General features: G+C 72.9%; 28 protein-coding genes. 18 read left to right on the top strand and 10 right to left on the bottom strand.

From position 1 onward, the window contains the following. Positions 1-903 (bottom strand): 3-hydroxybutyryl-CoA dehydrogenase, encoded by a 903-nt coding sequence (locus tag BGK67_RS08675; protein WP_069919531.1) that lies wholly within the window; start codon positions 901-903, stop codon positions 1-3. A 152-nt stretch (positions 904-1,055) separates the two neighbouring features. Here BGK67_RS08675 and BGK67_RS08670 point away from each other — a divergent pair, with 152 nt between their 5' ends. Further along, positions 1,056-2,297, top strand: a complete 1,242-nt coding sequence (locus BGK67_RS08670; protein WP_079154087.1) for a glycoside hydrolase family 10-like protein — start codon at positions 1,056-1,058, stop codon at positions 2,295-2,297. Positions 2,298-2,364: 67 nt separating this feature from the next. On the opposite strand, the gene BGK67_RS08665 is transcribed toward BGK67_RS08670, so the two are convergent. Together BGK67_RS08665 and BGK67_RS08660 are read right to left on the bottom strand one after the other, a co-directional pair. Next, positions 2,365-2,562 (bottom strand): DUF1918 domain-containing protein, encoded by a 198-nt coding sequence (locus tag BGK67_RS08665; RefSeq protein WP_069919529.1) that lies wholly within the window; start codon positions 2,560-2,562, stop codon positions 2,365-2,367. 57 nt (positions 2,563-2,619) lie between these two features. Further along, positions 2,620-3,534, bottom strand: a complete 915-nt coding sequence (locus tag BGK67_RS08660; RefSeq protein ID WP_069919528.1) for a DMT family transporter — start codon at positions 3,532-3,534, stop codon at positions 2,620-2,622. Here BGK67_RS08660 and BGK67_RS08655 point away from each other — a divergent pair. The 8 genes from BGK67_RS08655 to BGK67_RS08620 all read left to right on the top strand — a co-directional run bounded on the left by BGK67_RS08655 (position 3,533) and on the right by BGK67_RS08620 (position 11,482). Continuing rightward, entirely contained in the window at positions 3,533-4,960 is a 1,428-nt protein-coding gene (locus BGK67_RS08655) for an aminotransferase-like domain-containing protein (protein WP_079154086.1), read from the top strand. The genes BGK67_RS08660 and BGK67_RS08655 overlap by 2 nt on opposite strands. A gap of 93 nt (positions 4,961-5,053) precedes the next feature. After that, positions 5,054-5,638: a histidine phosphatase family protein gene (locus BGK67_RS08650; protein WP_069919526.1), complete on the top strand. Its 585-nt coding sequence runs from the start codon at positions 5,054-5,056 to the stop codon at positions 5,636-5,638. A gap of 32 nt (positions 5,639-5,670) precedes the next feature. After that, positions 5,671-6,423 carry an acetyltransferase-like protein gene (locus BGK67_RS08645; protein ID WP_069919525.1) on the top strand — a complete coding sequence of 251 codons (753 nt, stop codon included), beginning with the start codon at positions 5,671-5,673 and terminating at the stop codon, positions 6,421-6,423. A gap of 174 nt (positions 6,424-6,597) precedes the next feature. Continuing rightward, positions 6,598-7,626, top strand: a complete 1,029-nt coding sequence (gene argC / locus BGK67_RS08640; RefSeq protein WP_069919524.1) for an N-acetyl-gamma-glutamyl-phosphate reductase — start codon at positions 6,598-6,600, stop codon at positions 7,624-7,626. Continuing rightward, a complete protein-coding gene (gene argJ, locus BGK67_RS08635) occupies positions 7,623-8,780 on the top strand; it encodes a bifunctional glutamate N-acetyltransferase/amino-acid acetyltransferase ArgJ (RefSeq protein WP_069919523.1) in 1,158 nt (385 codons plus the stop codon). The genes argC and argJ overlap by 4 nt, the downstream gene beginning before the upstream one ends. Beyond that, a complete protein-coding gene (gene argB / locus BGK67_RS08630) occupies positions 8,777-9,715 on the top strand; it encodes an acetylglutamate kinase (RefSeq protein ID WP_069919522.1) in 939 nt (312 codons plus the stop codon). The genes argJ and argB overlap by 4 nt, the downstream gene beginning before the upstream one ends. Continuing rightward, a complete protein-coding gene (locus tag BGK67_RS08625) occupies positions 9,712-10,911 on the top strand; it encodes an acetylornithine transaminase (RefSeq protein ID WP_069919521.1) in 1,200 nt (399 codons plus the stop codon). Before argB ends, BGK67_RS08625 begins: the two co-directional genes overlap by 4 nt. A 7-nt stretch (positions 10,912-10,918) precedes the next feature. Next, entirely contained in the window at positions 10,919-11,482 is a 564-nt protein-coding gene (locus BGK67_RS08620) for an arginine repressor (RefSeq protein WP_069919520.1), read from the top strand. A gap of 18 nt (positions 11,483-11,500) precedes the next feature. Here the strand turns inward: BGK67_RS08620 and BGK67_RS08615 are convergent, their stop codons facing one another. Genes BGK67_RS08615 through BGK67_RS08605 form a run of 3 tightly spaced genes read right to left on the bottom strand, consistent with a single transcriptional unit; the run spans position 11,501 to position 14,307 of the window. Next, complete coding sequence (locus BGK67_RS08615) at positions 11,501-12,196, bottom strand: L,D-transpeptidase family protein (protein WP_432215510.1); 696 nt, start codon at positions 12,194-12,196, stop codon at positions 11,501-11,503. A 6-nt stretch (positions 12,197-12,202) separates the two neighbouring features. Then, positions 12,203-12,784, bottom strand: coding sequence for a pyridoxamine 5'-phosphate oxidase family protein (locus BGK67_RS08610; RefSeq protein WP_069923717.1), 582 nt, complete (start codon positions 12,782-12,784; stop codon positions 12,203-12,205). A gap of 8 nt (positions 12,785-12,792) precedes the next feature. Further along, entirely contained in the window at positions 12,793-14,307 is a 1,515-nt protein-coding gene (locus tag BGK67_RS08605; protein ID WP_079154085.1) for a hypothetical protein, read from the bottom strand. 182 nt (positions 14,308-14,489) lie between these two features. Between BGK67_RS08605 and BGK67_RS08600 the strand changes: the two genes are divergently transcribed. From BGK67_RS08600 to bla, 3 genes are all read left to right on the top strand, one after another. Beyond that, positions 14,490-15,683: an argininosuccinate synthase gene (locus tag BGK67_RS08600; RefSeq protein WP_069919519.1), complete on the top strand. Its 1,194-nt coding sequence runs from the start codon at positions 14,490-14,492 to the stop codon at positions 15,681-15,683. Positions 15,684-15,777: 94 nt separating this feature from the next. Further along, positions 15,778-17,205 carry an argininosuccinate lyase gene (argH, locus tag BGK67_RS08595; protein ID WP_069919518.1) on the top strand — a complete coding sequence of 476 codons (1,428 nt, stop codon included), beginning with the start codon at positions 15,778-15,780 and terminating at the stop codon, positions 17,203-17,205. A gap of 90 nt (positions 17,206-17,295) precedes the next feature. Next, positions 17,296-18,222, top strand: coding sequence for a class A beta-lactamase (gene bla / locus BGK67_RS08590; RefSeq protein WP_244291439.1), 927 nt, complete (start codon positions 17,296-17,298; stop codon positions 18,220-18,222). Between the two features lie 15 nt (positions 18,223-18,237). On the opposite strand, the gene BGK67_RS08585 is transcribed toward bla, so the two are convergent. Further along, positions 18,238-18,747 carry an HAD domain-containing protein gene (locus BGK67_RS08585; protein WP_069919517.1) on the bottom strand — a complete coding sequence of 170 codons (510 nt, stop codon included), beginning with the start codon at positions 18,745-18,747 and terminating at the stop codon, positions 18,238-18,240. A gap of 89 nt (positions 18,748-18,836) precedes the next feature. Here BGK67_RS08585 and BGK67_RS08580 point away from each other — a divergent pair, with 89 nt between their 5' ends. From BGK67_RS08580 to BGK67_RS08570, 3 genes are all read left to right on the top strand, one after another. Further along, positions 18,837-19,388, top strand: coding sequence for a TetR/AcrR family transcriptional regulator (locus tag BGK67_RS08580; RefSeq protein WP_069919516.1), 552 nt, complete (start codon positions 18,837-18,839; stop codon positions 19,386-19,388). Continuing rightward, positions 19,385-20,929: an MFS transporter gene (locus BGK67_RS08575; RefSeq protein ID WP_069919515.1), complete on the top strand. Its 1,545-nt coding sequence runs from the start codon at positions 19,385-19,387 to the stop codon at positions 20,927-20,929. The genes BGK67_RS08580 and BGK67_RS08575 overlap by 4 nt, the downstream gene beginning before the upstream one ends. A gap of 69 nt (positions 20,930-20,998) precedes the next feature. Continuing rightward, entirely contained in the window at positions 20,999-22,471 is a 1,473-nt protein-coding gene (locus tag BGK67_RS08570; RefSeq protein ID WP_069919514.1) for a membrane-associated oxidoreductase, read from the top strand. A gap of 7 nt (positions 22,472-22,478) precedes the next feature. Here the strand turns inward: BGK67_RS08570 and BGK67_RS08565 are convergent, their stop codons facing one another. Continuing rightward, positions 22,479-23,108 carry a lysophospholipid acyltransferase family protein gene (locus tag BGK67_RS08565; RefSeq protein ID WP_069923714.1) on the bottom strand — a complete coding sequence of 210 codons (630 nt, stop codon included), beginning with the start codon at positions 23,106-23,108 and terminating at the stop codon, positions 22,479-22,481. A gap of 272 nt (positions 23,109-23,380) precedes the next feature. On the opposite strand from BGK67_RS08565, the gene BGK67_RS08560 reads away from it, so the two are divergent. From BGK67_RS08560 to BGK67_RS08550, 3 genes are all read left to right on the top strand, one after another. Continuing rightward, positions 23,381-24,550 (top strand): glycerophosphodiester phosphodiesterase, encoded by a 1,170-nt coding sequence (locus BGK67_RS08560; RefSeq protein ID WP_069919513.1) that lies wholly within the window; start codon positions 23,381-23,383, stop codon positions 24,548-24,550. A gap of 73 nt (positions 24,551-24,623) precedes the next feature. Further along, positions 24,624-25,241, top strand: a complete 618-nt coding sequence (locus tag BGK67_RS39955) for a sigma-70 family RNA polymerase sigma factor (protein WP_069919512.1) — start codon at positions 24,624-24,626, stop codon at positions 25,239-25,241. A 37-nt stretch (positions 25,242-25,278) separates the two neighbouring features. Then, positions 25,279-25,785, top strand: coding sequence for a GNAT family N-acetyltransferase (locus tag BGK67_RS08550; RefSeq protein WP_069919511.1), 507 nt, complete (start codon positions 25,279-25,281; stop codon positions 25,783-25,785). A gap of 6 nt (positions 25,786-25,791) precedes the next feature. On the opposite strand, the gene BGK67_RS08545 is transcribed toward BGK67_RS08550, so the two are convergent. Together BGK67_RS08545 and BGK67_RS08540 are read right to left on the bottom strand one after the other, a co-directional pair. After that, positions 25,792-26,208 (bottom strand): hypothetical protein, encoded by a 417-nt coding sequence (locus BGK67_RS08545; RefSeq protein WP_069919510.1) that lies wholly within the window; start codon positions 26,206-26,208, stop codon positions 25,792-25,794. After that, positions 26,201-26,569, bottom strand: a complete 369-nt coding sequence (locus BGK67_RS08540) for a hypothetical protein (RefSeq protein WP_069919509.1) — start codon at positions 26,567-26,569, stop codon at positions 26,201-26,203. The genes BGK67_RS08545 and BGK67_RS08540 overlap by 8 nt, the downstream gene beginning before the upstream one ends. Between the last annotated feature and the right edge of the window lie 21 nt (positions 26,570-26,590).

The following is a 26,590-nucleotide window of genomic DNA, read 5'->3' as shown; positions in this document are numbered from 1 at the left end:
TCATCCGTACGGGTAGAAGCCCGAGCCGGTCTTGCGGCCCAGGCGGCCCGCGTCGACCATCCGCTGGAGCAGCGGGGGAGCGGCGTACAGCGGCTCCTTGTACTCGGCGTACATGCTGTCGGCCACCGAGGCCACCGTGTCCAGGCCGATCAGGTCCGCGAGCTTCAGCGGGCCCATCGGGTGGGCGCAGCCCAGCTCCATGCCGTTGTCGATGTCCTCGCGGCTCGCGATGCCCGACTCGAACATCCGGATCGCGGACAGCAGGTACGGGATGAGCAGCGCGTTGACCACGAAGCCGGAGCGGTCCTGGGCGCGGATCGCGTGCTTGCCGAGCACGTCCCGCACCAGGGCCTCGGAGCGCTTGACCGTCTCCTCGCCGGTGGTCAGTGCCGGGATCAGCTCGACGAGCTGCTGCACCGGGGCCGGGTTGAAGAAGTGGATGCCGATGACCTGGTCGGGGCGCGAGGTGGCGACGGCCAGCTTGACCAGCGGGATCGAGGAGGTGTTGGAGGCCAAGATCGCGTCCGGGCGGGTGACCACCTGGTCGAGTACCTGGAAGATCTCCGTCTTGACCTGCTCGCTCTCGACGACGGCCTCGATCACGAGGTCGCGGTCGGCGAACTCGCCGAGGTCGGTGGTGAAGCTGAGGCGGGCCAGGGTGGCGTCCCGCTCCTCGTCGCTGATCTTGCCGCGTTCGGCGGCCTTGGTCAGCGAGTTGTGCAGCCGGGTGCGTCCGATCTCCAGGGCCTCGCCCGTGGTCTCGGCGACCTTCACCTCGAGGCCGCTGCGGGCACACACCTCGGCGATGCCCGCGCCCATCTGGCCGCAGCCCACTACGCCGACGCGGGTGATGTCGGCCGGGAGGGTAGAGAGGTCCGTCACTTCGTGCCTTTCGCTGCTCATCCATCGCGGGTCCCCCGGGCCGGCAGTGGTAACTGCTTTCCGGCGCCCGCCACGCCCCCCGACGTTACCCCTGACGTTGACCCCGCTGCCGGGCCGGGGCGGGCATGCTGGGCGGACACAACGGAAAGTCACGCAAGGGAACGGAGCGTCACATGGCGTACATCGGGCGTCGGGGACTGCTGGCGGGGGCCGCGTGGGCGCTGGCGGCGGCCACGGGCGGGGCGGGCCCGGCCCGGGCGGCGGCCGCTCCGGCCTCCGGCCGCGCGGCGGTCACGGAGTTCCGGGGGATGTGGATCGCCTCGGTGTCGAACGTGGACTGGCCCTCCCGGAGCGGGCTGTCGGCCGCGGAACAGCGGAGGCAGCTGATCGGCCTCCTCGACACCGCGGTGCGCCGGCGCCTGAACGCGGTGGTCCTCCAGGTCCGGCCGGCGGCCGACGCCCTGTGGCCCTCGCCGCTGGAACCGTGGTCGCAATGGCTGACAGGGGAGCAGGGGGTGGATCCGGGCTGGGACCCGCTGGGTACGGCCGTCGCCGAAGCCCACGCCCGCGGGCTGGAACTGCACGCCTGGTTCAACCCGTACCGGGTCGCCAACCACACCGACCTCGACCGGCTCGCGCCCGAGCACCCGGCCCGGCTGAACCCGGGCTGGACCGTGGCGTACGGCGACAAGCTCTTCTACAACCCCGGGCTGCCCGAGGTGCGGCTCTTCGTCCAGGAGGCCATGCTCGACGCGGTCTCCCGCTACCCGGTGGACGCGGTGCACTGGGACGACTACTTCTATCCGTACCCGGTGGAGGGGGAGGAGTTCGACGACGACGAGGCCTACGCGGAGTACGGGCAGGACTTCGACTCCCGGGCCGACTGGCGCCGCCACAACACCGACACCCTGGTCCAGGAGATGTCGGCGCGGTTGCGGGAGGTGCGGCCCGCCGCCCGATTCGGCGTCAGCCCGTTCGCGGTCTGGCGCAACTCCGACCGGGACCCGCTTGGTTCACCCACGCGGGCGGGTGTCGCCACGTACGACGACCTGTACGCCGACACCCGCAAGTGGGTCACCGAGGGCTGGATCGACTACGTCGTCCCGCAGGCCTACTGGCACATCGGGCACCCGAGCGCCGACTACGCCGACATCGTCCCCTGGTGGGCGCGGACGGTCGCGGGTACGGACGTGCGGCTGTACGTGGGGGAGGCGCTGTACCGCTGCGACGCGGACAGCCCGACCCCGGCCTGGCGCGATCCGGCGGAGCTGTCCCGCCACGTCACCTTCGCGCGCCGCTACCCCCAGGTCCGGGGCCACGTGTGGTTCTCCGCGAAGCACGTGGCCTCGGACCCCAACGGAGCGATGGCCCGAGTGGTCGCCGACCACTACGGAACGGGGGCGGTACCGCGCTGAGCCACCGCTTGGTCGGCGGCTGAGCCCGGCTCGGGCAGCGGCTGAGCCACCCCCTCGCTCGGCGCGGTCAGCGCTCGGAGTCCGCGGGGTGGCGGACCGTGCAGTCGGGCCCGGGGGCCATCAGGGCTTCGTGTCCGTCCTGGAAGCGGACCCGGTACGGGGGCGTTCCGTTCTCGCCCAGCACCTGGGTGATCTCGCCCACCTTGTCGTTCTGTCCGACGATCCTGCCGTGCTGCACCAGCTGGTCGCCCTCGGTCGCGCGCATAACTGACCTCCTCGGTGGCGGTCCGATCCGGTGCTAGCAGTTTAGGTCGTTGCGGGGCTATTTGACCCGTTGTGTCGCGGCGATGCAGACGAGCACGGCGCAGGCGGCCACCGGCGCGGCGGGGGACAGCCGCTCGCCGAGCAGGGCCACCGACCACACCAGGGTCAGCAGCGGCTGGGCGAGCTGGAGCTGGCTGGCCCGGGGGGCGCCGATCTCGGCCATGCCCCGGTACCAGACGTACAGGCCGAGGAAGGTGGAGCCGGCGGCCGCCCAGACCAGGCCGGCCACGCCGTGCCCGGTGAGGTGGACGGGCTCGTACGCGAGGCCCAGGGCGGAGCCGGCCAGGCTGAGCGGCAGGCACAGCACCAGCGCCCAGCCGACCACCTGCCAGCCGGGCAGCGTCCGGGCGAGCCGGCCGCCCTCGGTGTACCCGGCGGCGCACACCAGCAGGGCGCCGAACAGGTAGGCGTCCCCGGCCGAGAGCGCACCGCCGCTCTGCGCCACGGTGAACGCGAGGACCACGGCGGCCCCGGCCAGCGCCGCGGCCCAGAAGCGGCGCGAGGGCCGGGCCCCGGTGCGCAGCGCGGACAGCGCGGCCGTGGTCAGCGGCAGCAGCCCGACCACCACGGCCGCGTGAGAGGTCGTGGAGGTGGTCAGCGCGAGGGTGGTGAGCAGCGGGAACCCGACGACCACTCCGGCGGCGACCACGGCCAGCCCCGCCCAGTGCTCACGCGCGGGCAGCGGGACCCGCCGGGCCAGCAGGAAGGCGCCGGCGAGGGCGGCGGCCAGGACGCTGCGCAGGGCGACCAGCGACCACGGGCCGAAACTTTCCAGTCCCCAGGCGGTCGCGGGGAAGGTGAGCGAGAAGGCGATCACGCCGAGCGAGGCGAGGAGGGTACCGGTCGCGGCGCCGCGGGCGGGTCCCGGCACCGCTATCGTGGTCGGCAGGGTAGCGCTATTCTGTGCTGTCATGTACGAGCGTAGCAGTGTGGCCGAGCTGGCAGAATCCCTCCGGTCCGAGCTCAACCGCTACTCGGTGGGTGGAAAGCTCCCATCGAGTCGGGCCCTGGTCGAGCACTACCGGGTCAGCCCCGTCACCGTCTCCCGCGCGCTCGCGCAGCTCGCCGCCGAAGGCCTGGTCGTCACCCGGCCCGGCGCCGGGGTCTTCCGCGCCCGGCCGCGCACCTCGGCCCCCGCGCCCGGGGACACCTCCTGGCAGGAGGTCGCCCTCAGCGCCGAGGGCGCCGGGGACATCGTCCCGCGCTCGGTGGACGCCACCGGGGTGCTGGGCTCGCTCACCACCCCGCCCTCCGGGGTGATCGAGCTCAACGGCGGCTACCTGCACCCCTCCCTCCAGCCCGAGCGGGCCATGGCGGCCGCGCTGGCCCGGGCCGGGCGGCGGCCCGGGGCGTGGGGGCGGCCGCCCGTCGAAGGGCTGCCCGAACTGCGGGACTGGTTCGCCCGGGAGATCGGCGGCCCGGTCGTGGCCGCCGACGTACTGGTCACCGCCGGCGGACAGAGCGCACTGGCCACCGCCCTGCGGGCACTCGCCCCGCCCGGGGCGCCGATCCTGGTCGAGTCGCCCACCTACCCCGGCCTGCTGGCCATCGCCCGCGCCTCCGGCTGCCGCCCCGTGCCGGTCCCGGTGGACGCCGAGGGGGTCCGGCCCGAGCTGCTCGCCGCCGCCTTCGAAGCCACCGGGGCGCGGGTCTTCGTATGCCAGCCGCTGTTCCAGACCCCGACCGGGGCCGTGCTGGCTCCCGGGCGGCGGGCCGAGGTGCTGCGGATCGCCCGGGCCGCGGGGGCCTTCGTCGTCGAGGACGACTACGCCCGGGCCCTGGCCCACGAGGACTGCGGGCCGCTGCCCGCCACGCTGGCCGCCGAGGACGCCGACGGAGTGGTGGTGCACGTCCGGTCCCTGACCAAGGCCACCTCGCCCAGCCTGCGGGTGGGCGCCCTCGCCGCCCGGGGTCCCGTCGTGGACCGGCTGCGCGCCATCCAGGTCGTCGACAGCTTCTTCGTGCCGCGGCCGCTCCAGGAAGCCGCCCTGGAGCTGGTCGGGGCACCCGCCTGGCCCCGCCACCTGCGGACCGTGTCCGCAGAGCTCCGCCACCGCCGGGACGTGCTCGCCGGGGCGCTGCGACGGGAGCTGCCGGAGCTGGAGCTCGCCCATCTGCCCTCCGGCGGCTACCAGTTGTGGGTGCGGCCGGGCGGCGGCGGGGACGACGCCGGCTTCGCGGCGGCCGCCCTGCGCGCCGGGGTCGCGGTGGCGCCCGGCCGCCCGTACTTCTGTGCCGAGCCGCCCGGTCCGCACGTGCGGCTGAGCTTCGCCGGGGTGTCGGGGCCCGGCGAGCTGGTGGAGGCGGTCCAGCGGCTGCGGGCCGGGCTGGCGCCGTGACCGGCGCGGGCCGCCGGACCCGGCGCACCGGCCCGGCCGCGGCACCGCGCACAGACGCTTGACCCCGTGCGGTGCGCGGCCCACCATCGCCGCATGCATGTTCGGGTTTCGCTCGTTGCCGCAGCCCGTAGTTCCCCGCTGCTCACCGAGCGCTTCGACGACGACCGCCCGCTCGACGGGGCGGGCTGGCACGCCGTGGAGTCCGCTGCCCCGGGGCTGGTCCCGTTGGGCGCGGCCGGGCTGCGGTACTGCTCGCCCACCCCGCGCAGCCGGGCCACCGGCCAGGCGCTCGGGTACGCGCCCCTCGCCCAGCCCGCGCTCCGCGAGTGCGACATGGGCCGCTGGCGGGGGCTGACCCTCGCCGAGGTGACCGCCCGCGAACCGGGAGCGGTGGAGCTCTGGCTCACCGACCCGCGCGCCGCCCCGCACGGGGGCGAGTCCCTGCTCGCCTTCATCTCGCGGATCGGCGGCTGGCTCGACACCAGGCCCGCCGACGACGGGGGCGCGATCGTGGCCGTGGCGGAGCCCTCGGTGGTCCGGGCGGCCCTGGTCTACGCCCTGCAGGCGCCGCCGCTGACCTACTGGAACGTGGACGTGCGACCGCTGTCCACGATGACCCTGACGGGCTGGTCGGGCCGCTGGCACCTCTCCCTGCAGGCCCCGGTGCAAAGCGGTTGAGGCCCTTCGCGCGCCGGTCCTAACCTGCGGGGATGACCGGCATACTGATCACCACACTGGCGGAGCGGCCCGAACTCGCGGACCGGCTCTGGGACATGAAGGACTCGTGGCCCGAGTTCGCCCAGCACGACGCGCTGGCCTGGCTGCTGTACCCGCGGATGGTGGCCGAGCTGCCCCGGTACGTGCTGGTCGCCACGGACGGCGACGCGGTGGTGGCCCGGGGGTTCAGCGTGCCCTTCGCCCGGCACGCGCCGGGCCGGGAGGGGCCGCTGCCCCCGCAGGGCTGGGACCGGATCCTGATGTGGGCCTTCTCCGACCTGCGGCGCGGGACCGCCCCCGACACGGTGAGCGCGATCGAGATCACCGTCGCCACGGACCGGCAGGGCGAGGGCCTGTCCGGCCGGATGCTGGCCGCGATGCGGGACAACGCCCGCAGCCTCGGCTTCACGGAGGTCGTGGCCCCGGTCCGCCCGAGCGGGAAGCCGGCCGAACCGGACACCCCGATCCGGGAGTACGCGTACCGCACCCGCGCGGACGGCCTCCCGTACGACCCCTGGCTGCGCGTCCACGTCCGGGCCGGCGGTGTCATCGACTCGGTCGCCCCGCTCTCGATGACCATCACCGGCTCGCTCCCCCAGTGGCGCGAGTGGACCGGCCTCCCCTTCGACACCCCGGGCCCCGTCCACGTCCCGGGCGCCCTCGCGCCGGTCCACTGCGCGCCGCAGGAGGGGTACGCGGTCTACGTCGAACCCAACGTGTGGGTCCGCCACGCCCTGACCGGCTGATCCGGCGGGGCCCGTACCGCCCGGCGGGACCGGTCCCCGTCGCGCTCCCGCCGGTTCTGCCCCCGTGATCCCCGCCGCCGTGGGACGCTGCGTACGGAGCGTCCGGCCCTCCTGAAGCGCGTTGCATAAAACTGCGTAGCTACGTATAGTCATGCCATCGACGAGGAGGGTCCGATGGCGGTACGTGTAGCGGTGGCCGGAGCGAGCGGGTACGCGGGCGGTGAAGTCCTGCGCCTGCTGCTCGCGCACCCCGAGGTCGAGATCGGCGCGCTGACCGGCCACTCCAACGCCGGGGAGCTCTTCGGCAACCTGCAGCCGCACCTCGTACCGCTCGCGGGGCGGACCTTGGAGGCGACCACCCCCGAGGTCCTGGCCGGCCACGACGTCGTGTTCCTCGCGCTCCCGCACGGCCAGTCCGCCGCCGTCGCGGCCCAGCTCGGCGCGGACGTGCTCGTCGTCGACATGGGCGCCGACCACCGGCTCAAGGACTCGGCCGACTGGGACACGTTCTACGGCGCCCCGCACGCCGGCACCTGGCCGTACGGGCTCCCCGAGCTGCCCGGCGCACGCGCGGCGCTCGAAGGGGCCCGGCGCATCGCCGTCCCGGGCTGCTTCCCCACCGCCGTCTCCCTCGCCCTGTTCCCGGCCTACCAGGCGCAGCTCGCCGAGCCGGAGGCCGTGATCGTCGCCGCCACCGGGACCTCCGGCGCGGGCAAGGCGCTCAAGGCGCACCTGCTCGGCGCCGAGGTGATGGGCAGCGTCACCCCGTACGGCGTGGGCGGGGCCCACCGCCACACACCCGAGATGGTGCAGAACCTGTCCCCGCTCGCGGGCACCAGGGTTTCCGTCTCCTTCACCCCGAACCTCGTGCCCATGGCCCGCGGCATCCTCGCCACCTGCTCGGCCAAGGCCCTGCCCGGCACGACCGCCGAATCGCTCCGCGCCGCCTACGAGAAGGCGTACGCCGACGAGCCGTTCGTCCACCTGCTGCCCGAGGGCCGCTGGCCGTCCACCAAGTCCGTGCACGGTTCCAACGCCGTCCACGTGCAGGTCGCCTACGACGAGTCCGCCCAGCGGATCATCGCCATCAGCGCCATCGACAACCTCACCAAGGGCACCGCCGGCGGCGCGGTGCAGAGCATGAACATCGCCCTCGGCCTTCCCGAGGGCACGGGACTTTCCACGATCGGAGTCGCACCGTGAGCGTCACGGCAGCACAGGGGTTCACGGCGGCGGGCATCGCCGCCGGGATCAAGGCGAACGGCAAACCGGACCTGGCCCTGGTGGTCAACCACGGGCCGCGTCTGGCCGCCGCGGGCGTCTTCACCTCCAACCGCGTCAAGGCCGCGCCCGTGCACTGGTCCGAGCAGGTCCTGCGCGGCGCCGTGGTCAGCGCGGTCGTCCTGAACTCCGGCGGCGCCAACGCCTGCACGGGCCCCAAGGGCTTCCAGGACACCCACGCCACCGCCGAGAAGGTCGCGGAGGTCCTCGGCGGCGAGTTCAACGCCGGGGAGATCGCCGTCGCGTCCACCGGCCTGATCGGCGTGCCGCTCCCCATGGAGAAGCTGCTGCCGGGCATCGAGACCGCGGCGGCGGCCCTGTCCGAGGACGGCGGCGAGGACGCGGCCGTCGCCATCAAGACCACCGACACCGTGCACAAGACGGCCACGGTCTCGCAGGACGGCTGGACCGTCGGCGGCATGGCCAAGGGCGCGGGCATGCTCGCCCCGGGCCTGGCCACCATGCTCGTCGTCCTCACCACCGACGCCGACTTGGACAGTGCCACCCTCGACCGGGCGCTGCGCGCCGCCACCCGCACCACCTTCGACCGGGTCGACTCCGACGGCTGCATGTCCACCAACGACACGGTGCTGCTGCTGGCCTCGGGGGCCTCCGGCACGGCGCCCGCGTACGAGGTGTTCGCCGAGGCCGTACGGACCGTCTGCGACGACCTGGCGCGCCAGCTGATCGGCGACGCCGAGGGCGCCAGCAAGGACATCCGCATCGAGGTCGTCGGCGCGGCCAGCGAGGAGGACGCGGTCGAGGTCGGCCGGTCCATCGCCCGCAACAACCTGCTCAAGTGCGCCATCCACGGCGAGGACCCGAACTGGGGCCGGGTGCTCTCCGCCATCGGCACCACCGGGGCGGCCTTCGACCCGGACCGGCTGAACGTGGCCATCAACGGGGTCTGGGTCTGCAAGAACGGCTCGGTGGGCGAGGACCGCGAGCTGGTGAGCATGAAGGACCGCGAGGTCCGCATCACCGCCGACCTGTCCGCCGGTGGCGAGTCGGCCGTGATCTGGGCCAACGACCTCACCGCCGAGTACGTCCACGAGAACAGCGCGTACAGCTCATGAGCGACGAGAAGGCCGGGCAGCCCGGCACCGGAACGGCGCGCAAGCACACCGCGCTGCCCAAGGCGCAGATCCTGATCGAGGCCCTGCCGTGGCTGACCCGCCACAACGGCAAGGTCGTCGTCATCAAGTTCGGCGGCAACGCCATGATCGACGAGGACCTCAAGGCCGCCTTCGCCCAGGACGTCGTCTTCCTGCGGCAGGCCGGCCTCAAGCCGGTCGTGGTCCACGGCGGCGGCCCCCAGATCAACGCCCAGCTCGACAAGCAGGGCCTGGTCAGCGAGTTCAAGGCGGGCCTGCGCGTCACCACCCCGGAGGCCATGGACGTCGTGCGGATGGTCCTGGCGGGCCAGGTCCAGCGCGAGCTGGTCGGGCTGCTCAACCAGCACGGGCCGCTCGCCGTCGGCCTGACCGGCGAGGACGCCCACACCATCACCGCCGCCAAGCACACCCCCGAGATCGAGGGCGAGCTCGTGGACATCGGACGGGTCGGCGAGATCACCGCGATCGACACCGGCGCGATCGAGGCGCTGCTGGCGGACGGCCGGATCCCGGTGATCTCCTCCATCGCGCGCAGCGCCGACGACCACCACGTCTACAACGTGAACGCGGACACGGCGGCGGCGGCGCTGGCCGCTGCGCTCGGCGCCGAGACCCTGATGGTGCTCACCGACGTCGAGGGCCTGTACGCGGACTGGCCGAACAGCGACGAGGTCATCAGCCGGCTCACCGTCAGCCAGCTGGAGAAGCTCCTGCCCGAGCTGTCCAGCGGCATGGTGCCCAAGATGGAGGGCTGCCTGCACGCCGTCCGCAACGGCGTCACCACCGCCCGCGTGATCGACGGGCGCGTCCAGCACTCCATCCTGCTGGAGATCTTCACGGACGAGGGCATCGGCACGATGGTCGTGCCCGACGCGCAGGGAGGGGAGCCCCGGTGAGCACCGGCAACGAGGAATACCGCACCCGCTGGAAGGGCGCGCTGACCGACAACTACGGCACCCCCGCGCTGGCCCTCGTCCGCGGTGAGGGCGCGCAGGTCTGGGACGCGGACGGCACGCGCTACACCGACTTCGTCGGCGGCATCGCGGTCAACGCGCTCGGCCACGCCCACCCGGCGGTCGTCGCGGCGGTCACCAGCCAGATCCGGACGCTGGGCCACGTCTCCAACCTCTACGTCTCCGAGCCGGTCATCGCGCTCGGCGAGCGGCTGCTCCAGCTCTTCGGCCGCCCCGGCAAGGTGTTCTTCTGCAACTCGGGCGCCGAGGCCGTCGAAGCCGCCTTCAAGATCGGCCGGCTGACCGGGCGGACCCACATGGTCGCCACCGCGGGCGGCTTCCACGGCCGCACCATGGGCGCCCTCGCGCTCACCGGCCAGCCGAAGAAGCAGGACCCCTTCCTGCCCCTGCCCGGCGACGTCACGCACGTCCCGTACGGCGACACCGAGGCCCTGCGGGCCGCCGTCACCGAGCAGACCGCGCTCGTCGTCATCGAACCCGTCCAGGGCGAGAACGGCGTCGTCGTCCCGCCCCCCGGATACCTGACGGCCGCCCGGGAGATCACCCGCGCCACCGGCACCCTGCTGGTCCTCGACGAGGTGCAGACCGGCATCGGCCGCTGCGGCCAGTGGTTCGAGCACCAGGCCCACGAGGGCGTCGAGCCGGATCTCGTCACGCTCGCGAAGGGGCTGGGCGGCGGTCTGCCCCTCGGCGCGGTGGCCGCCTTCGGAGCCGCGGCCGACCTGCTCCGGCCGGGCCAGCACGGCACCACCTTCGGCGGGAACCCGGTGGCCTGCGCCGCCGGGCTCGCCGTCATCGACACCATCGCCGCCGAAGGCCTGCTCGAACAGGTCAAGGCGCGGGGCGAGCGGCTGCGCTCCGGAATCGAGGCCTCCGCGCACCCGCTGGTCTCCCACGTCCGCGGTGCCGGCCTGCTGCTGGGTATCGTGCTGACCGAGCCCCTCGCACCTCAGGTGCAACAGGCGGCTCAGGATGCCGGTTACCTGGTCAACGCGCCCGCCCCCGACGTCGTACGGCTCATGCCGCCGTACGTCCTGTCCCAGGGCGAGGCGGACGCGTTCCTCCGGGACCTGCCCGGCATCCTCGACGCGGCCAACGGGGACGGATCCGGGGAATGAGACGACGATGAGCCAGGCGCAGGACAACGAGCACTGGGGGTACTCCCGGACGGAGTCCGGGGGAGGGCAGGCCGTCCCGCAGACCCGCACCGCCCGCCACCGCCGGATCGTGGACATCCTCAACCGGCAGCCGGTCCGCTCACAGAGCCAGCTGGCCAAGCTGCTCGCCGACGACGGGCTGAGCGTCACTCAGGCGACGCTCTCCCGCGACCTCGACGAGCTGGGCGCGGTCAAGATCCGCAACACCGGCGGAGAGCTGATCTACGCGGTGCCCAGCGAGGGCGGCTTCCGCACCCCGCAGGCCCCCCTCGGGGAATCGGCGAAGGAGGAGCGCATGCGGCGCCTCTCCGGAGAACTGCTGATCTCGGCGGAGGCCTCCGCCAACCTCGTGGTCCTGCGCACCCCGCCGGGTGCCGCGCAGTTCCTCGCCTCCGCCATCGACCAGGCCGAACTCCGCGAGATCCTCGGCACGATCGCGGGCGACGACACGCTGATGCTGATCAGCCGAGACCCGGCGGGCGGCCAGGCCCTGGCCGACCACCTGCTGCGCCTCGCCCAGAAGGAAGGCTAGGCACCTGGGAGGAGGCACCTAGTAGCGGGTCACCGCCAGCGTCCCGGACTCGGTGCCGATCGCGATGTGGGGGCGCCGGGCCGGGTCCGCCCAGCGCAGGATCTTCCGCATCGCCTGCCGGGGCACGGACACGCACCCGGCCGTCGCCCCCTTGCCGTTGACGTGCAGGAAGATCCCGGCGCCGCGGCCGCGTACCGGCTCGGCGTAGTTGAAGCCGATGACCAGCGCGTGGGCGTACTGGGCCTGGTACGTCACCAGGTGCTCAGCCTCGCCCGGCGCGCAGTGCGACGGCAGCGGCTCCACCCAGCGGTTGTAGGCGGCGGACGCGTTGTCCTGGCACCACCACGAGTCCCCGGTCACCCGCCGGTAGCGGTACTCCGTGCCGGCCGGCGCCCGCCGGATCCCGAAGGCGTACGGGAGGTCGTACAGCCCGGTCGGGGTGGTGTTCGTGCCCTGCCTGCGGGTCGCGCCCTCGGTGAGGCCCTTCGCCCCGAAGCGGGCCTGTGCGCTCCCGGCCTCGTACCACCTCCCGGCCCGCCGGTCCCACCACGTCAGCCGCCCGGTCGTGGAACCGGGGGCGGGCGCGACGGCGGTGATCAGCTGGCTTCCGCCGCCGGTGTCGGCGAGCCGGTGGGGCAGCGGCGCCTGGCTCGCGGAGCCCTGCGGGAGCAGGATGGTGACGATCAGTGAGCCCGTGACGAGAGCGGTTCGCAGCACACGTCAGACGGTACGGGGCGGAAGGGGCAGAGGCAGCGCAGGCAGGCCGTCCAGGCTCTTTTCGATGTACTCCTTCTTCTCGCAGTACGCGGCGAACTCCTCGTCGGTCTTGCGGCCGAAGTACTCCGCGTGGAGGGTGCGCTCGCCCCCGTACTCCATGAAGGGGACGGCGTAACCGCACGTGTCGGAGATGCGCCGGGCGTGGACGAGGATGATCGCCCGCGCGGACGGCCCGTCGGCGTCGCCGAACAGGCCGATCAGCCCGGCCCAGCGGGGGTCGTCGCGGAAGACCGCCTCGCCGTCGCCGTGCACGCGCACGATGTTGGGCGGTCCGGAGAAGGCGCACCACATCAGGGTGATCCGGCCGTTCTCGCGGACGTGCGCGATGGTCTCGGCGCCGCTGCCGCCGAAGTCGAGGTAGGCGAGCGTCTCCTCGTCGATGACGACGAGGGTTCCGGCCCGGCCCTTGGGGGACAGGTTGACGTGGCCGTCACCGGCGAGCGGTGCGGTGGCCGTGAAGAAGACCGGCTGCTCTTCGATGAACGTGCGCAGCCGGCCGTCTATGCGTGTGTAGAGCTTTCCCATGTGGATCATTATCCGATCCGGTCCCGCGCCGCACGCGGAATTCCGAGCTGTGAACGCATCCGCTCCATGACGTGGTCGCTGAACAGGCCGGTGCAGCGGTCGAGCAGGGCCCCGACCTCGGGGTCGCGCAGCGGCAGCAGGGGCGGCCGCTCGGGGGACCACAGGCTCTGCAGGCGCTGCGCGGCGACCTGCCGCAGCCCCGGGTCGGGGTCCGTGAGCAGCTCCACGGAGGCCCGCAGCGCGTCGATGCCGCCGCGCGCGTGCAGCACCCGGTAGGCGGCCCGGCGGGTGTGCGGGGGGAGCCCGGGCGCGATCCGGGCCGCCAGCCAGTCGGCGGGCAGCTGCCCCGCGACCCGGACCAGGCCGAGCGAGGCCTCGCGGGCGACGGCGGGCGAGGGGTCGTCGAGCAGGGGCCGCAGCAGGTCCGCGTCATCGGCGTCCAGCGCGCGCAGCCCCGCGACGGCCGCGGCCCGTACGGCGCCTCCGTCGCGGCCGGGCCGCTCCAGCAGCGCGCGCAGCAGCGGTACGTCCGCCCGCCCGGCGCACTCGGCGAAGCCGGTGACGGCGTACCGGGTCACGCGGGCCGGGTCCTCGACCAGTGCGCGGCACAGGGTGTACGGGTCCCCGCCGGCCTGGCGGACCAGCCACCGGGCGCAGGCCCGCACCAGCCCGGAGCGGTCCGCCAGGTGGTCCGCGGCCTCGGCGGCGCGGCCGGCCCGGCGCAGGGCGGTGACCCCGCCGGCGCGCACCATCGGGATGTGCGCGTGCAGCAGGCTGTCGATCGCCTGGTCGTCCGGCCCGTCGGCGGCGAGCGCGGCCAGGGCGGCATCCCCCCAGAGCAGCGCCGTGGCCGGGTCCCGCTCGGCGCCGGCGCGCCGTGCGAGCTCCCGTACGCCGAACAGTCCGACGTCCAGGGTGATGCGGGTGGCGAACCGCCGGGTCGGCAGGTCGCCGCTGCGGCGCAGCCAGGCCAGGACGGTGTCGGGCTCCTCGCCGGTCACCGTCCGCGCGGCGCGCGCCGGGCGCCACCACTGTCCGGGACGCGCGGGGCGCCACCAGGGGGCCGGCACCGGGCCCGCGCGGAGCGCTCCCTCGAACAGGTCGCGCGCCCAGACGCCCCGCTCGCGCCGGGCCAGCCGCAGGACGAGCGGGGTGAGGTCGATCAGGGTGTGTGCCGGGTCGGCGGCCAGGGCCGCGGAGAGCACCTGCCGGGCACGCTTGCGCACCGCCGGAGCCCAGTCGGCGCACCGGATCACGACGAGCGGCATCGGCAGGCGCGGGAGGGCGAGCGCGGCCTCGCGGATCCGGCCGTCGGGGTGGCAGAGGCGGACTTCGACCCGGTCGGCCGCGCGGGGCCCCGGATGCCAGGGGGAGCGGCCCCGCCGGATCTCCGCGTCGAAGGCCATCCAGGACAGGGGCAGGACGGGGCGGCGGACACCGCCGAGTCCGAGGCGCTCGCCCCGCATCAGGCCCGCGGCCGCGGCCCGGCCCTCCTCGATCAGGCGCTGCGTCTCGGCTCCCATGTGTCCCCCTCGTCGGCGCGGACTGCCGATCGTAGGCGTCGGCCGGCGCCGGGCGCCTCTGATATTCGCCCTGGTCAGCGGGAGGGGCGGCGGGACTCGATTGACGAAACATACGGGGCAGTGCATAGTTATGCCAGCCGTTGGACGGACCGCGAGAACGAACGCACCGTAAGGAGAAGCCCGTGACCGAGCGCGTCGTACTCGCCTACTCAGGCGGACTGGACACCTCCGTCGCCATCGGCTGGATCGCCGAGGAGACGGGCGCGGAGGTCATCGCCGTGGCGGTGGACGTCGGCCAGGGCGGCGAGGACCTGGACGTCATCCGCAAGCGCGCGCTCGCCTGCGGTGCGGTGGAGGCCGAGGTCGCGGACGCGAGGGACGAGTTCGCCGACGAGTACTGCCTCCCGGCGATCCGGGCGAACGCCCTCTACATGGACCGCTACCCGCTGGTCTCCGCCCTCTCGCGCCCCGCCATCGTCAAGCACCTGGTCGCCGCCGCCCGCAAGCACGGCGCCTCGACCGTCGCCCACGGCTGCACCGGCAAGGGGAACGACCAGGTCCGCTTCGAGGCCGGCATCGCCGCCCTCGGTCCCGACCTCACGTGCATCGCCCCGGTCCGCGACTACGCGATGACCCGGGACAAGGCCATCGCCTTCGCCGAGCAGGCCGACCTGCCCATCGCCACCACCAAGAAGTCCCCGTACTCCATCGACCAGAACGTCTTCGGGCGCGCCGTCGAGACGGGCTTCCTGGAGGACATCTGGAACGCGCCGATCGAGGACGTCTACGAGTACACCTCGAACCCGGCCGTCCCCCGCGAGGCCGACGAGGTCGTCATCTCCTTCGCGGCCGGCGTCCCCGTCGCCCTCGACGGCCGGCCGGTGTCCGTCCTGCAGGCGATCCAGCAGCTCAACGAGCGCGCCGGAGCCCAGGGCGTCGGCCGGATCGACCTCGTCGAGGACCGCCTCGTGGGCATCAAGTCCCGCGAGGTGTACGAGGCCCCGGGCGCGATCGCGCTGATCACCGCCCACCAGGAGCTGGAGAACGTCACCGTCGAGCGCGAACTGGCCCGCTACAAGCGGCAGGTCGAGCAGCGCTGGGGCGAGCTGGTCTACGACGGCCTGTGGTTCTCCCCCCTCAAGCGGGCGCTGGACGGCTTCATCACCGAGGCCAACCAGCACGTCACCGGCGACATCCGGATGACCCTGCACGGCGGCCGCGCCGTCGTCACCGGGCGGAAGTCGCAGGAGTCGCTCTACGACTTCAACCTGGCGACCTACGACTCCGGCGACACCTTCGACCAGTCCAAGGCCCAGGGCTTCATCGAGATCTTCGGCCTCTCCTCGAAGATCGCCGCGCGCCGCGACCTCTCCTGAGGCGCGCGCACAGCCGAACGGACCGCCCCCGTTACCTCCGCGATCGGCGGGCGGTTGCACATCCGACACCATGCAGTCTTGAGGAGCAGTAGCTGTGAGCAGCAACAACGGTGACGTCCGGCTCTGGGGCGGCCGCTTCGCGGACGGGCCCGCCGAAGCCCTCGCGAAGCTGTCCGCGTCGGTCCACTTCGACTGGCGCCTCGCGCCGTACGACATCGCGGGCTCCCGTGCCCACGCCCGGGTGCTGCACAAGGCGGGCCTGCTCACGGCCGACGAACTCGAGCGCATGATCGCGGGCCTCGACCAGCTCGAAGCCGACGTGGCCGCGGGCACCTTCGTCGGCACCGTCGCCGACGAGGACGTGCACACCGCACTGGAACGCGGTCTGCTGGAGCGGCTCGGCGCCGACCTCGGCGGCAAGCTGCGTGCGGGCCGGTCCCGCAACGACCAGGTGGCCACCCTGTTCCGGATGTACCTGCGCGACCACGCACGGATCATCGGCGGGCTCATCGCCGACCTCCAGGACGCGCTGGTCGGCCTCGCCGAGACGCACGCCGACGTGGCGATGCCCGGCCGGACCCACCTCCAGCACGCCCAGCCGGTGCTCTTCGCCCACCACGTACTGGCCCATGTGCAGTCCCTGTCCCGCGACGCGGAGCGGCTGCGCCAGTGGGACACGCGCACCGCGGTCTCCCCGTACGGCTCGGGCGCGCTGGCCGGCTCCTCGCTGGGCCTGGACCCGGAGGCGGTCGCCGCCGAGCTGGGCTTCGAACGGGGCTCGGTCGGCAACTCCATCGACGGCACGGCCTCGCGCGACTTCGTCGCCGAGTTCGCCTTCGTCACCGCGATGATCGGGATCAACCTGTCCCGGATCGCGGAGGAGATCATCATCTGGAACACGAAGGAGTTCTCCTTCGTGACCCTGCACGACGCCTTCTCCACCGGGTCGTCGATCATGCCGCAGAAGAAGAACCCGGACATCGCGGAGCTGGCGCGCGGCAAGTCGGGCCGCCTCATCGGCAACCTGACGGGTCTTCTCGCGACGCTCAAGGCGCTGCCCCTGGCCTACAACCGGGACCTCCAGGAGGACAAGGAGCCGGTCTTCGACTCCTGCGACACCCTCGAGGTCCTGTTGCCCGCCTTCACCGGCATGATGGCCACCCTCACGGTCAACCGGGAGCGGATGGAGGAACTGGCTCCGGCCGGCTTCTCGCTCGCCACCGACATCGCGGAGTGGCTGGTCAAGCAGGGAGTGCCGTTCCGCGTCGCCCACGAGGTGGCCGGCGAGTGCGTCAAGGAGTGCGAGGCGCTCGGCATCGAGCTCGACGGGCTGACGGACGAACAGTTCGCGAAGATCTCGGAGCACCTGACCCCCGAGGTCCGCACCGTCCTCAACGTGCCCGGCGCCCTGGCCTCCCGCAACGGCCGCGGCGGCACCGCCCCTTCGGCGGTCGCCGTCCAGCTGACCGAGCTGAAGGCGGACCTGGTCATCCAGCACGCCTGGGCCGTGCACAAGCGGTAGCGGCTCCTCGGCCCCCGCCGGCAGGGAACCGTCCGGCCCGCACGGAGCGTGTTGGACGGTGTCCTGATCTTGGGAGACGAGGAGACGATGGTGAATACTTCAGGAGCCGGTCCGTCCCGGCGCGCGTTGCTCGCCCTCGGCACGGGAACCGTGCTGTTCACCGGCCTGGCCGGGGCCGTCGGCGTCCCGGCTCAGGCCGCGGAGCCGGCGGGCGCGGCGGCCCGGCGGCTGAGGGAGCTGGAGCGGGAGCACTCCGCCCGACTGGGCGTGTTCGCCCGCGACACGGCCACGGGGCGGACGGTGGCCTACCGCGCGGACGAGCGGTTCCCGATGTGCTCGGTCTTCAAGGGGCTCGCCGCCGCGGCGGTGCTGCGCGACCTCGACGAGGACGGCGAGTTCCTCGCCCGGCGGATCCGCTACACGCGGGAGTACGTCGAGAAGTCCGGGTACGGCCCGGAGACCGGCAAGCCCGCGAACCTGGCCGACGGGATGACGGTCGAGGCCCTGTGCGCCGCCGCCGTCAGCCTGAGCGACAACGCCGCGGCCAACCTGCTCCTCGAGGCGCTGGGCGGCCCCGCCGCGATCACCCGCTTCAGCCGCTCGCTCGGGGACCGCACCACCCGGCTGGACCGCTGGGAGCCCGAACTGAACTCGGCGGAACCCGGCCGGATCACCGACACCACCAGCCCCCGGGCCATCGGGGGCACCTACGCGCGCCTGCTCCTCGGGGACGCGCTGCCGTCCGGGGACCGCGGGAGGCTCACCGGCTGGCTGGTCGCCAACACGACGAACACCGGACGGTTCAAGGCCGGCCTCCCGGCGGACTGGATCCTGGCGGACAAGACCGGCGGCGGGAACGAGTACGGGGTGGCCAACGACGTCGGCGTGGTGTGGCCGCCCGGCCGCGCTCCGATCGTGATGGCGGTCCTGACGACCAAGCCGGGCGCGCCGGCCGGCCCCAGGGACGAGGAACTGGTCGCGAAGACCGCCCGGCTGCTGGCCTCCGTCCTCACCTGATCGCCAGGACACCCCCTACGCGGCCCAGTCGCGCAGCGCGTCGAAGTCCGCCCGGGTCAGCCCGATCCGTTCGTCGACGCGCATCAACAGCGTCCGGGCCGGGTGGAGCCGCTCGACGTACTCGCGGTCCATGGCCGTGATGTCGTCGTCGATCCACGCGAAGGGCCGGGCGCCCGCGTACTCGAGGATGTACTGGGTCTTCCAGAAGGTGCCGCGCGGCGCCCGGCCGTGCATCACCGGCCAGTCGATGAAAGGCAGTCTCGGCAGGCCCAGCTGCGGGCCGATCCAGTCGTTCGCCTCGTCCTTCCAGGTGGTGGCCCAGACGAGCTCGTACGCCTGGGCCAGCGCGAGCAGCTCCGCGCCGTGGCCGTGGTTCAGCCAGACCCGCAGGGGCTTCGCGCTCTCGGCGCCCGTCCAGCCTGTCGGCCGCATCCGGTGGGTGCTGTAGCCCTCGGGGCGGCGCTGGGCCTTGGCCGCGTAGGGGTTCAGGGGCCCGTCGACGTCGATCAGCAGCAGTGGCCTCATGTGCGCAGGATTCCTCTCAGGCCGCCGAGCGGCAGCTCATTTTCCGATCGAATGAGACAGGTGCGTCTCATTCGGGGTACGCTTGTCTCATGGCCATGGATCGTGACCAGGTGCTCCGTGACGCGGCGGCCCTGCTCTCCCGCAAATCGACCGCCACGATGGATGAGGTCGCCCGCGCCGCAGGCATCGGGCGCGCGACCCTGCACCGGCACTTCGCCGGGCGCGACGCCCTCGTACGGGCCCTCGAGGAACTCGGCATCCGCGAGTTCGAAGTGGCCTTCGACAACGCCCGCCTCGATGAGGGCACGGCCGTGGACGCCCTCAAGCGGCTCGTCGCCGAGGCGGAGCCCAACGCCCAGCTGCTGGCCTTCCTCGTCACCGAGAACCAGCTCTTCGAGGGCGACCAGATCAACGAGGGCTGGTCCCGCCTCGACGCCCGCGTCGGCGCGCTCTTCCGGCGCGGCCAGGCCGAGGGCGACATCCGGATCGACCTGAGCCCCGCCTGGCTCACCGAGGCCCTCTACGGGCTCATCGGCACCTGCGCCTGGGCCATCGTGGACGGCCGGGTCGCCGCCAAGGACTTTCAGTACATGATCATCGAGCTGCTGCTCGGTGGCGCACGACGGAGTGTGGAGAAATGACCGGAACCGCGCAGTCGAGCCTGACGAAGGGGACGGAGGCCAAGAGCCCCGGGCGCTGGCTCGCGCTCTCCGTGCTCGTCCTGGCCGTGCTGCTGGTCGCGGTGGACGCCACCGTACTCGGACTGGCCACGCCCTCCCTCAGCGAGGACCTCAAGCCCTCCGGCACGCAGCTGCTGTGGATCGGCGACATCTACTCCTTCGTCATCGCCGGACTGCTCGTCTCCATGGGCTCCCTCGGCGACCGCATAGGCCGCAAGAAGCTGCTGCTGGTCGGCGCCACCGCCTTCGGCGCCGTCTCGGTCCTCAACGCCTACGCGACCAGTCCCGAGATGATGATCGTCGCCCGGGCCCTGCTCGGCGTGGCCGGCGCCACCCTGATGCCGTCCACCCTCGCGCTGATCCGCAACATCTTCCACGACCCGAGGGAGCGCAGCCTCGCCATCGGCATCTGGGGCGCCACCGCCTCGGCAGGCGCGGCCGTCGGCCCGGTCGTCGGCGGAGCCCTGCTCCAGCACTTCTACTGGGGCTCGGTCTTCCTCATCAACCTCCCCGTGATGCTCGTCCTCGTCGTCGTGGGAATCAAGCTGCTGCCCGAGTCCAAGAACCCGGTGGCGGGCCCGTGGGACCTGTTCAGCGTCGGCCTGTCCCTGGTCGGCGTCATCGGCGTCGTCTACGCCGTCAAGGAAGTCGCCACCCACGGCGTGACCTGGGGCGTCTGGGCCGCCGCCGTCATCGGAGCCGCGAGCCTGTACGCCTTCGTCCGCCGCCAGTTCAGCCTGCCGTCCCCGCTGCTGGACATGCGGCTCTTCCAGCACCGCGGGTTCTCCGGCGCGGTCCTCGCCGACCTGCTCACCGTCTTCGGGCTCTCCGGACTGGTCTTCTTCCTCTCCCAGTTCCTCCAGCTCGTCCAGGGCCGCGACCCGCTGGAGGCGGGCCTGGCCGAACTGCCCGCCGCCATCGGCGCGGTGGTCACCGGTCTGGCCGCGGGCCGGTACGCCCGCCGGTACTCGGTGCGCTCCGTCGTCGCCGGCGGCCTGGCCGCGATCGGCCTGGCCCTCGCCGTGCTCACCGTGATCCACAAGGAGTCGGGCTACCCGCTGCTCGGCGCGGCCCTGCTCATCGTCGGCCTCGGCGCCGGATTCTCCTTCACCGTCACCGCCGACGTGATCCTCTCCAGCGTTCCCAAGGAGCAGGCCGGTTCGGCCTCGGCCGTCTCCGAGACGGCGTACGAACTCGGCGCCGCCCTCGGCATCGCCCTGCTCGGCTCCATCGTGACCGGCGTCTACCAGGGCTTCACCGCCCCCGCCTCGGTCGCCGGACCCGTCGCCGACGCCGCCCACGAATCCCTCGGCGGGGCCGTCGAGGCCGCCAAGGCACTGGACCCGCAGACCGCCGGACAGCTGGTGGGAGCGGCTCAGGAGGCCTTCACGGACGGCCTGCGGCTGGCCTCGGGAGTGGGCGCGGCCGTCCTGCTGGCCACTGCGGCGGCCGCCTGGTTCCTGCTGAAGGGCCAGAAGCTCCAGGACGGCGTCGAGCACTGACGTCCCGCCAGGAGCTGTTGTTCCGCCCGGAGTTGACAGTCCGTCGAACCGCGGGACACCATCCCGGCGATGGAGATCAACGAGCTGACGCCGGCCGAGCGCCGCGTATGGGACGCCTTCCCGCGCGGGGAAGGCGTCGACTTCCGGGAAACCCCCGACGAGGACGCGGCCGACGGAGCCGCCTGGGGTCCGGAGCGCACCGTGCGCGCCGAGGTGCTCATGGCGCTGCTGCTGAACGGGCCCAGCGTGGCCGGCCAAGTCGCCGGTCTCAAGATCAAGGGTGCCAAGGTCACCGGGAAACTGGACCTCAAGTACGCGGCGATCGACGTCCCGATGCGGATGCGCGGTTGCTGGTTCGAGCGCAAACCAGGGCTCTACGGGGCACGGTTGCGCGCCCTCGTGCTGACCGAGTCGGCCCTGCCGGGCCTGACCGCGTCCACCGTCCGCGTCGAGGTCGTGCTGCGGCTGTCCTGCTGCCGGATCAGCGGACCGGTGCGACTCGCGGGGGCCCAGATATCCGGCGGCCTCTTCCTCCAGTCCGCCGTGATCGGCCCGGTCGGGGGCGAACTGGCCGGCGAAGCACCGCTCCAGCTCAACCACGCCGCCATCGGCACCGACATCATCGCCTTCGGGCTGACCGTACACGGCCAGACGCGCGTCAACGGCGCGGTCGTCGGAGGCCAGATCAACCTCGACGACGCCCGTCTCCACGAGCCCGGCGGCACGGCCCTGCACGCGGAGACCGTGACCGTCGGCACCGACCTGCGGGCGAGGCGCGCGGAGCTGCTCGGCCGGGTCAACCTCACCGGATCCCGCATACCGGGCCAGCTCAACTTCGCGTACGCCCGGTTCGTCAATCCCGGCGGGGTGGCCCTGCGGGCCAGCAGCTGCACCATCGGCGAGGTCTGGTTACGGGACTGCGAGACCATCCAGGGCACGGTCAACCTGCGCCGTTCCCAGTTCGACCTGCTGCACGTCGAGCCCGAGGCCTGGCCGGGCACCGTGCGACTGGCCGGGCTCAGCTACCGGGCGATGAGCCCCCACCTGCCCGCCGAGCAGCGGCTGCCGGCCCTGGAGCGCGAGGAGTCCGGCTACCTCCCGTACGCCTACGAGCAGCTCGCCGCGGCCTACCGTACGGCGGGCGACGAGGCCGCCGCCCGGACCGTCCAGCTCGCCAAGCTGCGCAGGCACCGCCGCACCCTGCCCCGGCACGCCCGGCTGTGGGGCAAGCTCCAGGACGTCACCGTCGGCTACGGCTTCCGGCCGCTGCGGGCGGTCGGCTGGCTGGCGGCCCTGCTGCTGACCGGGGCGGTCGCCTACGGCCTGGAGCCGCCGCGGCCCCTGAAGCCGGGCGAGGCCCCGGACTTCAACGCGGTCTTCTACACGATCGACCTGCTGGTGCCGATCATCAGCTTCGGGCAGGAGTCCGCCTACGCGCCGAGCGGCTGGTACCAGTGGCTGTCGTACCTGCTGATCGTGACCGGCTGGATCCTCGCCACCACCACGGCGGCGGGCGTCAGCCGGTCACTCCAGCGGCAGTGAGACGGGCTCAGGCCGCCTTCGCCTTGGTCGCGTACATGTCCACGTACTCCTGGCCCGACAGCCGCATGACCTCGGCCATCACCGAGTCGGTGACCGCGCGCAGCACGTACCGGTCGCGGTCCATGCCCTCGTAGCGGGAGAACTCCATCGGCTCGCCGAAGCGCACGGTGACCCGGCCCGGTCGCGGCATGCCGGCGCCGCCGGGCTGGAGCTTGTCGGTGCCGATCATCGCGAACGGGACCACGGGGGCGCCCGTCATCAGCGTCAGGCGGGCGATGCCGGTGCGGCCGCGGTAGAGCCGGCCGTCGGGGGAGCGGGTGCCCTCCGGGTAGATGCCGAAGATCTTGCCCTCTTCGAGGATCCGGCGGCCGGTCATCAGGGCCGCGACCCCGCCGTTCGCCCCGTCGCGGTCGACCGGGATCATGCCGGAGCCGGTGAAGAACCAGGCCATGGCGCGGCCCTTGAGGCCCTTGCCCGTCACGTACTCGTCCTTGCCGATGAAGTGGACCGTGCGGTCGCACACCAGCGGAAGGATCATGGAGTCGATGAACGTGAGGTGGTTGCCCGCCAAAATCACCGGTCCGGTACCCGGGATGTTCTCGATGCCCTCCACACGGGTGCGGAACATCAGGCGCATGACCGGTCCGACAGTGGCTTTGATGAGGCGCGTACGGAACAACGTGGGCCCTCCGGCATCGAAAAGCGGTTCTCGCACCCACCACGCGGCGGTAGTGCAGGTGAGGACGATACTCGTGGGTCAGCTCTGATCGCACATCGGGTTCACGAGTTGGATACGCAGTGTTGACGCACGTTTCCGCCGTGTTCCGACGGGACACCCTCTCCGTAAACCCCTCCCCGCCTACGATCGGCACGCCGATTCGGGCGTTTTTCGCGATGGGAGTGGCACTCATGACACAGGGCGGGGCAGCACGGCGCACGGTCCTCGGCGCGGCCGTACTGGCGGCGGGCACCGGCATCACCGGACTCGCGGCGGGACCGGCCGCCGCCTCCGCCGCGGGCGGCGGGCACGGCGAGGGCGGGTTCCGGGACCTGCCCTACCCGACGGTGATCGCCCACCGCGGGGCGAGCGGCTACCGGCCCGAGCACACGCTCGGCTCCTACCAGCTCGCGCTCGACATGGGCGCCGACGTCATCGAGCAGGACCTGGTCCCCACCAAGGACGGGCATCTGGTGTGCCGCCACGAGAACGAGATCGGCGGCACCACGGACGTCGCGGACCACCCGGAGTTCGCGGGGCGCCGGACCACCAAGTCCATCGACGGGGTCCCGGTCACCGGCTGGTTCACCGAGGACTTCACGCTCGCCGAGCTGAAGACCCTGCGTGCGAAGGAGCGCATCCCCGCCGTCCGGCAGCGCAACACCCTCTACGACGGCCAGTGGGCGGTGCCCACCTTCGAGGAGGTGCTGCGCTGGGCCAACCGGGAGAGCCGCCGCCGCGACAAGCAGGTCTGGCTGCACGTGGAGACCAAGCACCCCAGTTACTTCCGGGCGCTCGGCCTCGGCCTTGAGGAGCCGCTGGCCAAGCTGCTGCGGCGCTACGGGCGCGACCGCCGCGATGCGGCCGTCTTCCTCCAGTCCTTCGAGCCCTCCAGCGTCCAGCGGCTCTCCCGGCTGGTCTCCGCGCCCCGCGTCGTCCTGCTCTCCGCGGCGGGCACCCGCCCCTGGGACTTCGAACTGGCCAAGGACCCGCGCACGGTCGCGGACCTGGTCAAGCCCGAGGGCCTGCGGTGGATCGCCGGCTTCGCCCAGGGCATCGGCCCGACCCTGGACCTGGTCATCCCGCGCGACGCGGCCGGCAAGCTCGGCACCCCGACCACCCTGGTCAAGGACGCCCACGCCCAGGGGCTGCTGCTGCACCCCTACACCGCGCGGAACGAGAACAGCTTCCTGCCGGCCGACTTCCGCAAGGGCACCGACCCGGCCGCGTACGGAGACGCGTTCGCCGCCTACCGGACCTACTTCGAGCAGGGCATCGACGGGATCTTCACCGACAACCCGGACACCGGACTCCTCGCGGCGGAGGCCTTCCGCCCGGGCCGGCGTCCCGTCAACCGCTGACCGGAGCTTCCCGTACGAGTGGTGCGCGCCCGGCGGGGAAACCGCCGGGCGCGCACCACTCGTCCCGCCCGGCATGGACCTGTTGAAGGCTGACCTCTTTGAGAAGCTCGGCCCGCTGCTCTCGGCCGAGGCGGCGGCGGAGGCCCCGGGCACCGGAGTCGAGGCGGCCGACCTGGAACAAGCCGTCTGGGTCAGGCTGCTGGAGAGCGGCCCGCGCGACCCCGACCCCACCGGCCGCGCACGGTGGCTGCGCCGGGCCGTGCGTGCCGAGGCCCGGCTCGCCCGGAGGCGGGCGCGGCGCGAGATCCCGTACGACTCTCGTCATCACGCCGGGGACGACTACCGCCACCCCTCCGCGGATGAGCCCGGCCGCCCTGCCGGGGACGGCCGCCGCCGGCACCGCGCGGCGGGCGCGGCCCCCGCGGCCGCGGGCGGGGTGCCGGAGGAGGCCCTCCTCACCGGAGAGGACACCCGTGCGCTTCGATCTGCGGTCGCCCGATTGCCCGGACGCTGTCCGGAGCTCATGAAGGCACTTCTTTCGCCCAGAGACCTCACTTACCGTGAAATCGCAGGAGAGTTGGGTATCTCACAAGGAAGTTTGGGGCCCGTCCGTTCCCGTTGCCTGGGATGTCTGCGCAGAATGCTGGCTGCAGAGGTTGCGGCTCCTGGCCTGCGGGGAAAGGAGCGGTAGACCAACGGGCAACCAGGTGAGCGGGAGGCATGCGCACATGGGCATGAGCGTGACCATTTCGGCGGCGGCCGCCGAGGACGCCGAGCAGATCTTCAAACTGCAGTACCTGGCCTTCCAGCGCGAGGCCGAGCTCTACGGCAACTACCTCATCCAGCCGCTCACCCAGTCCCTGGACTCCCTCAAGGCGGAGCTGGCGTCGGACACCGTGCTGGTGGCCCGGCTCGGCGACGAGGTCGTCGGCACCGTGCGCGGCAGCGTCGACGAGGACGGCACCGGGAAGATCGCCAAGCTGTGCGTCCACCCGCGGCTGCAGGGCCACGGTCTCGGCGCCCGCCTGCTGCGCGCCGTCGAGGAGGCCCTGGCGGGGCATGGCGCGCCCACCCGCTTCCGCCTGCACACCGGGCACAAGAGCGAGTCGAACCTGCGGCTCTACCGCAAGGCGGGCTACACGAAGGTCGGCGGCCGCACGGCCTCGGACGGCGTGCAGCTGGTGATCCTGGAGAAGGAAGCCAAGGACGCCACCGATTTCGCGGTCAGTGCCTGACCGCGGCTAGCGCTTCTTGCGGAGCCAGAGCATCCCGGTGATCGGCAGGATCACCGGGATGAACAGGTAGCCCATCCCGAACTGCGACCACACCGTCGCGTCGGGGAAGGAGTCGGGCCGCACCAGCGTCCACACGCCGACGGCCAGGACCCCGGCCAGCTCGGCGGCGCAGCACACCAGCGCCGCCCTGCGGGCCGTCTCCCCGCCGCGCACCAGCGAGTACGTGATGAACGCGTAGGCCAGAGCCGCCGCGGCCGACAGCGCGTACGCCAGCGGCGCCCGGTCGAACTCGGTGGAGATCTGGTACGCCGACCGCGACACCGCGCCGACCACCATCACCCCGTACAGCCACACCAGCAGCAGTCCCGGCCCGGAGACGAGCCGGGTGCGCCCGGCGGGTGCGGCGGTCGTCGTGTCAGGCACCGGTGGTTCCCCAGATGTCGTAGAGCCGTACTTCGAGGACGGCGAGGACGACCGCGCCCGCGGCCACGGTCACCGAACCCCACTTGGTCCGCTCGGTCAGCGAGAGCATCCCGGCGGCCGGTACCGCCGCGAAGGCGCCCAGCAGGTACGCCACGAAGATCACCGCGCCCTCGTCGGGCTTCTCGCCCCGGGCCAGCTTGACCAGACCGACCACCAGCTGGGCCAGGACCAGCACCGTCACCACGGCCATGCCGATGAAGTGCCAGTCCTTGGTGGGCTGGTCCCGCCATGCGGCGTGGCCGCACCAGGCGGCGAGGGCGAGTGCGGCCACGCTGATGGCGACCGTCAGGGCGTCGAGCATGCAGCGAGGGTATTACGGGCT

The organism is Streptomyces subrutilus (assembly GCF_001746425.1).
Classification (GTDB): domain Bacteria; phylum Actinomycetota; class Actinomycetes; order Streptomycetales; family Streptomycetaceae; genus Streptomyces; species Streptomyces subrutilus_A.
This window is presented reverse-complemented; position numbering and strand designations above follow the sequence as displayed.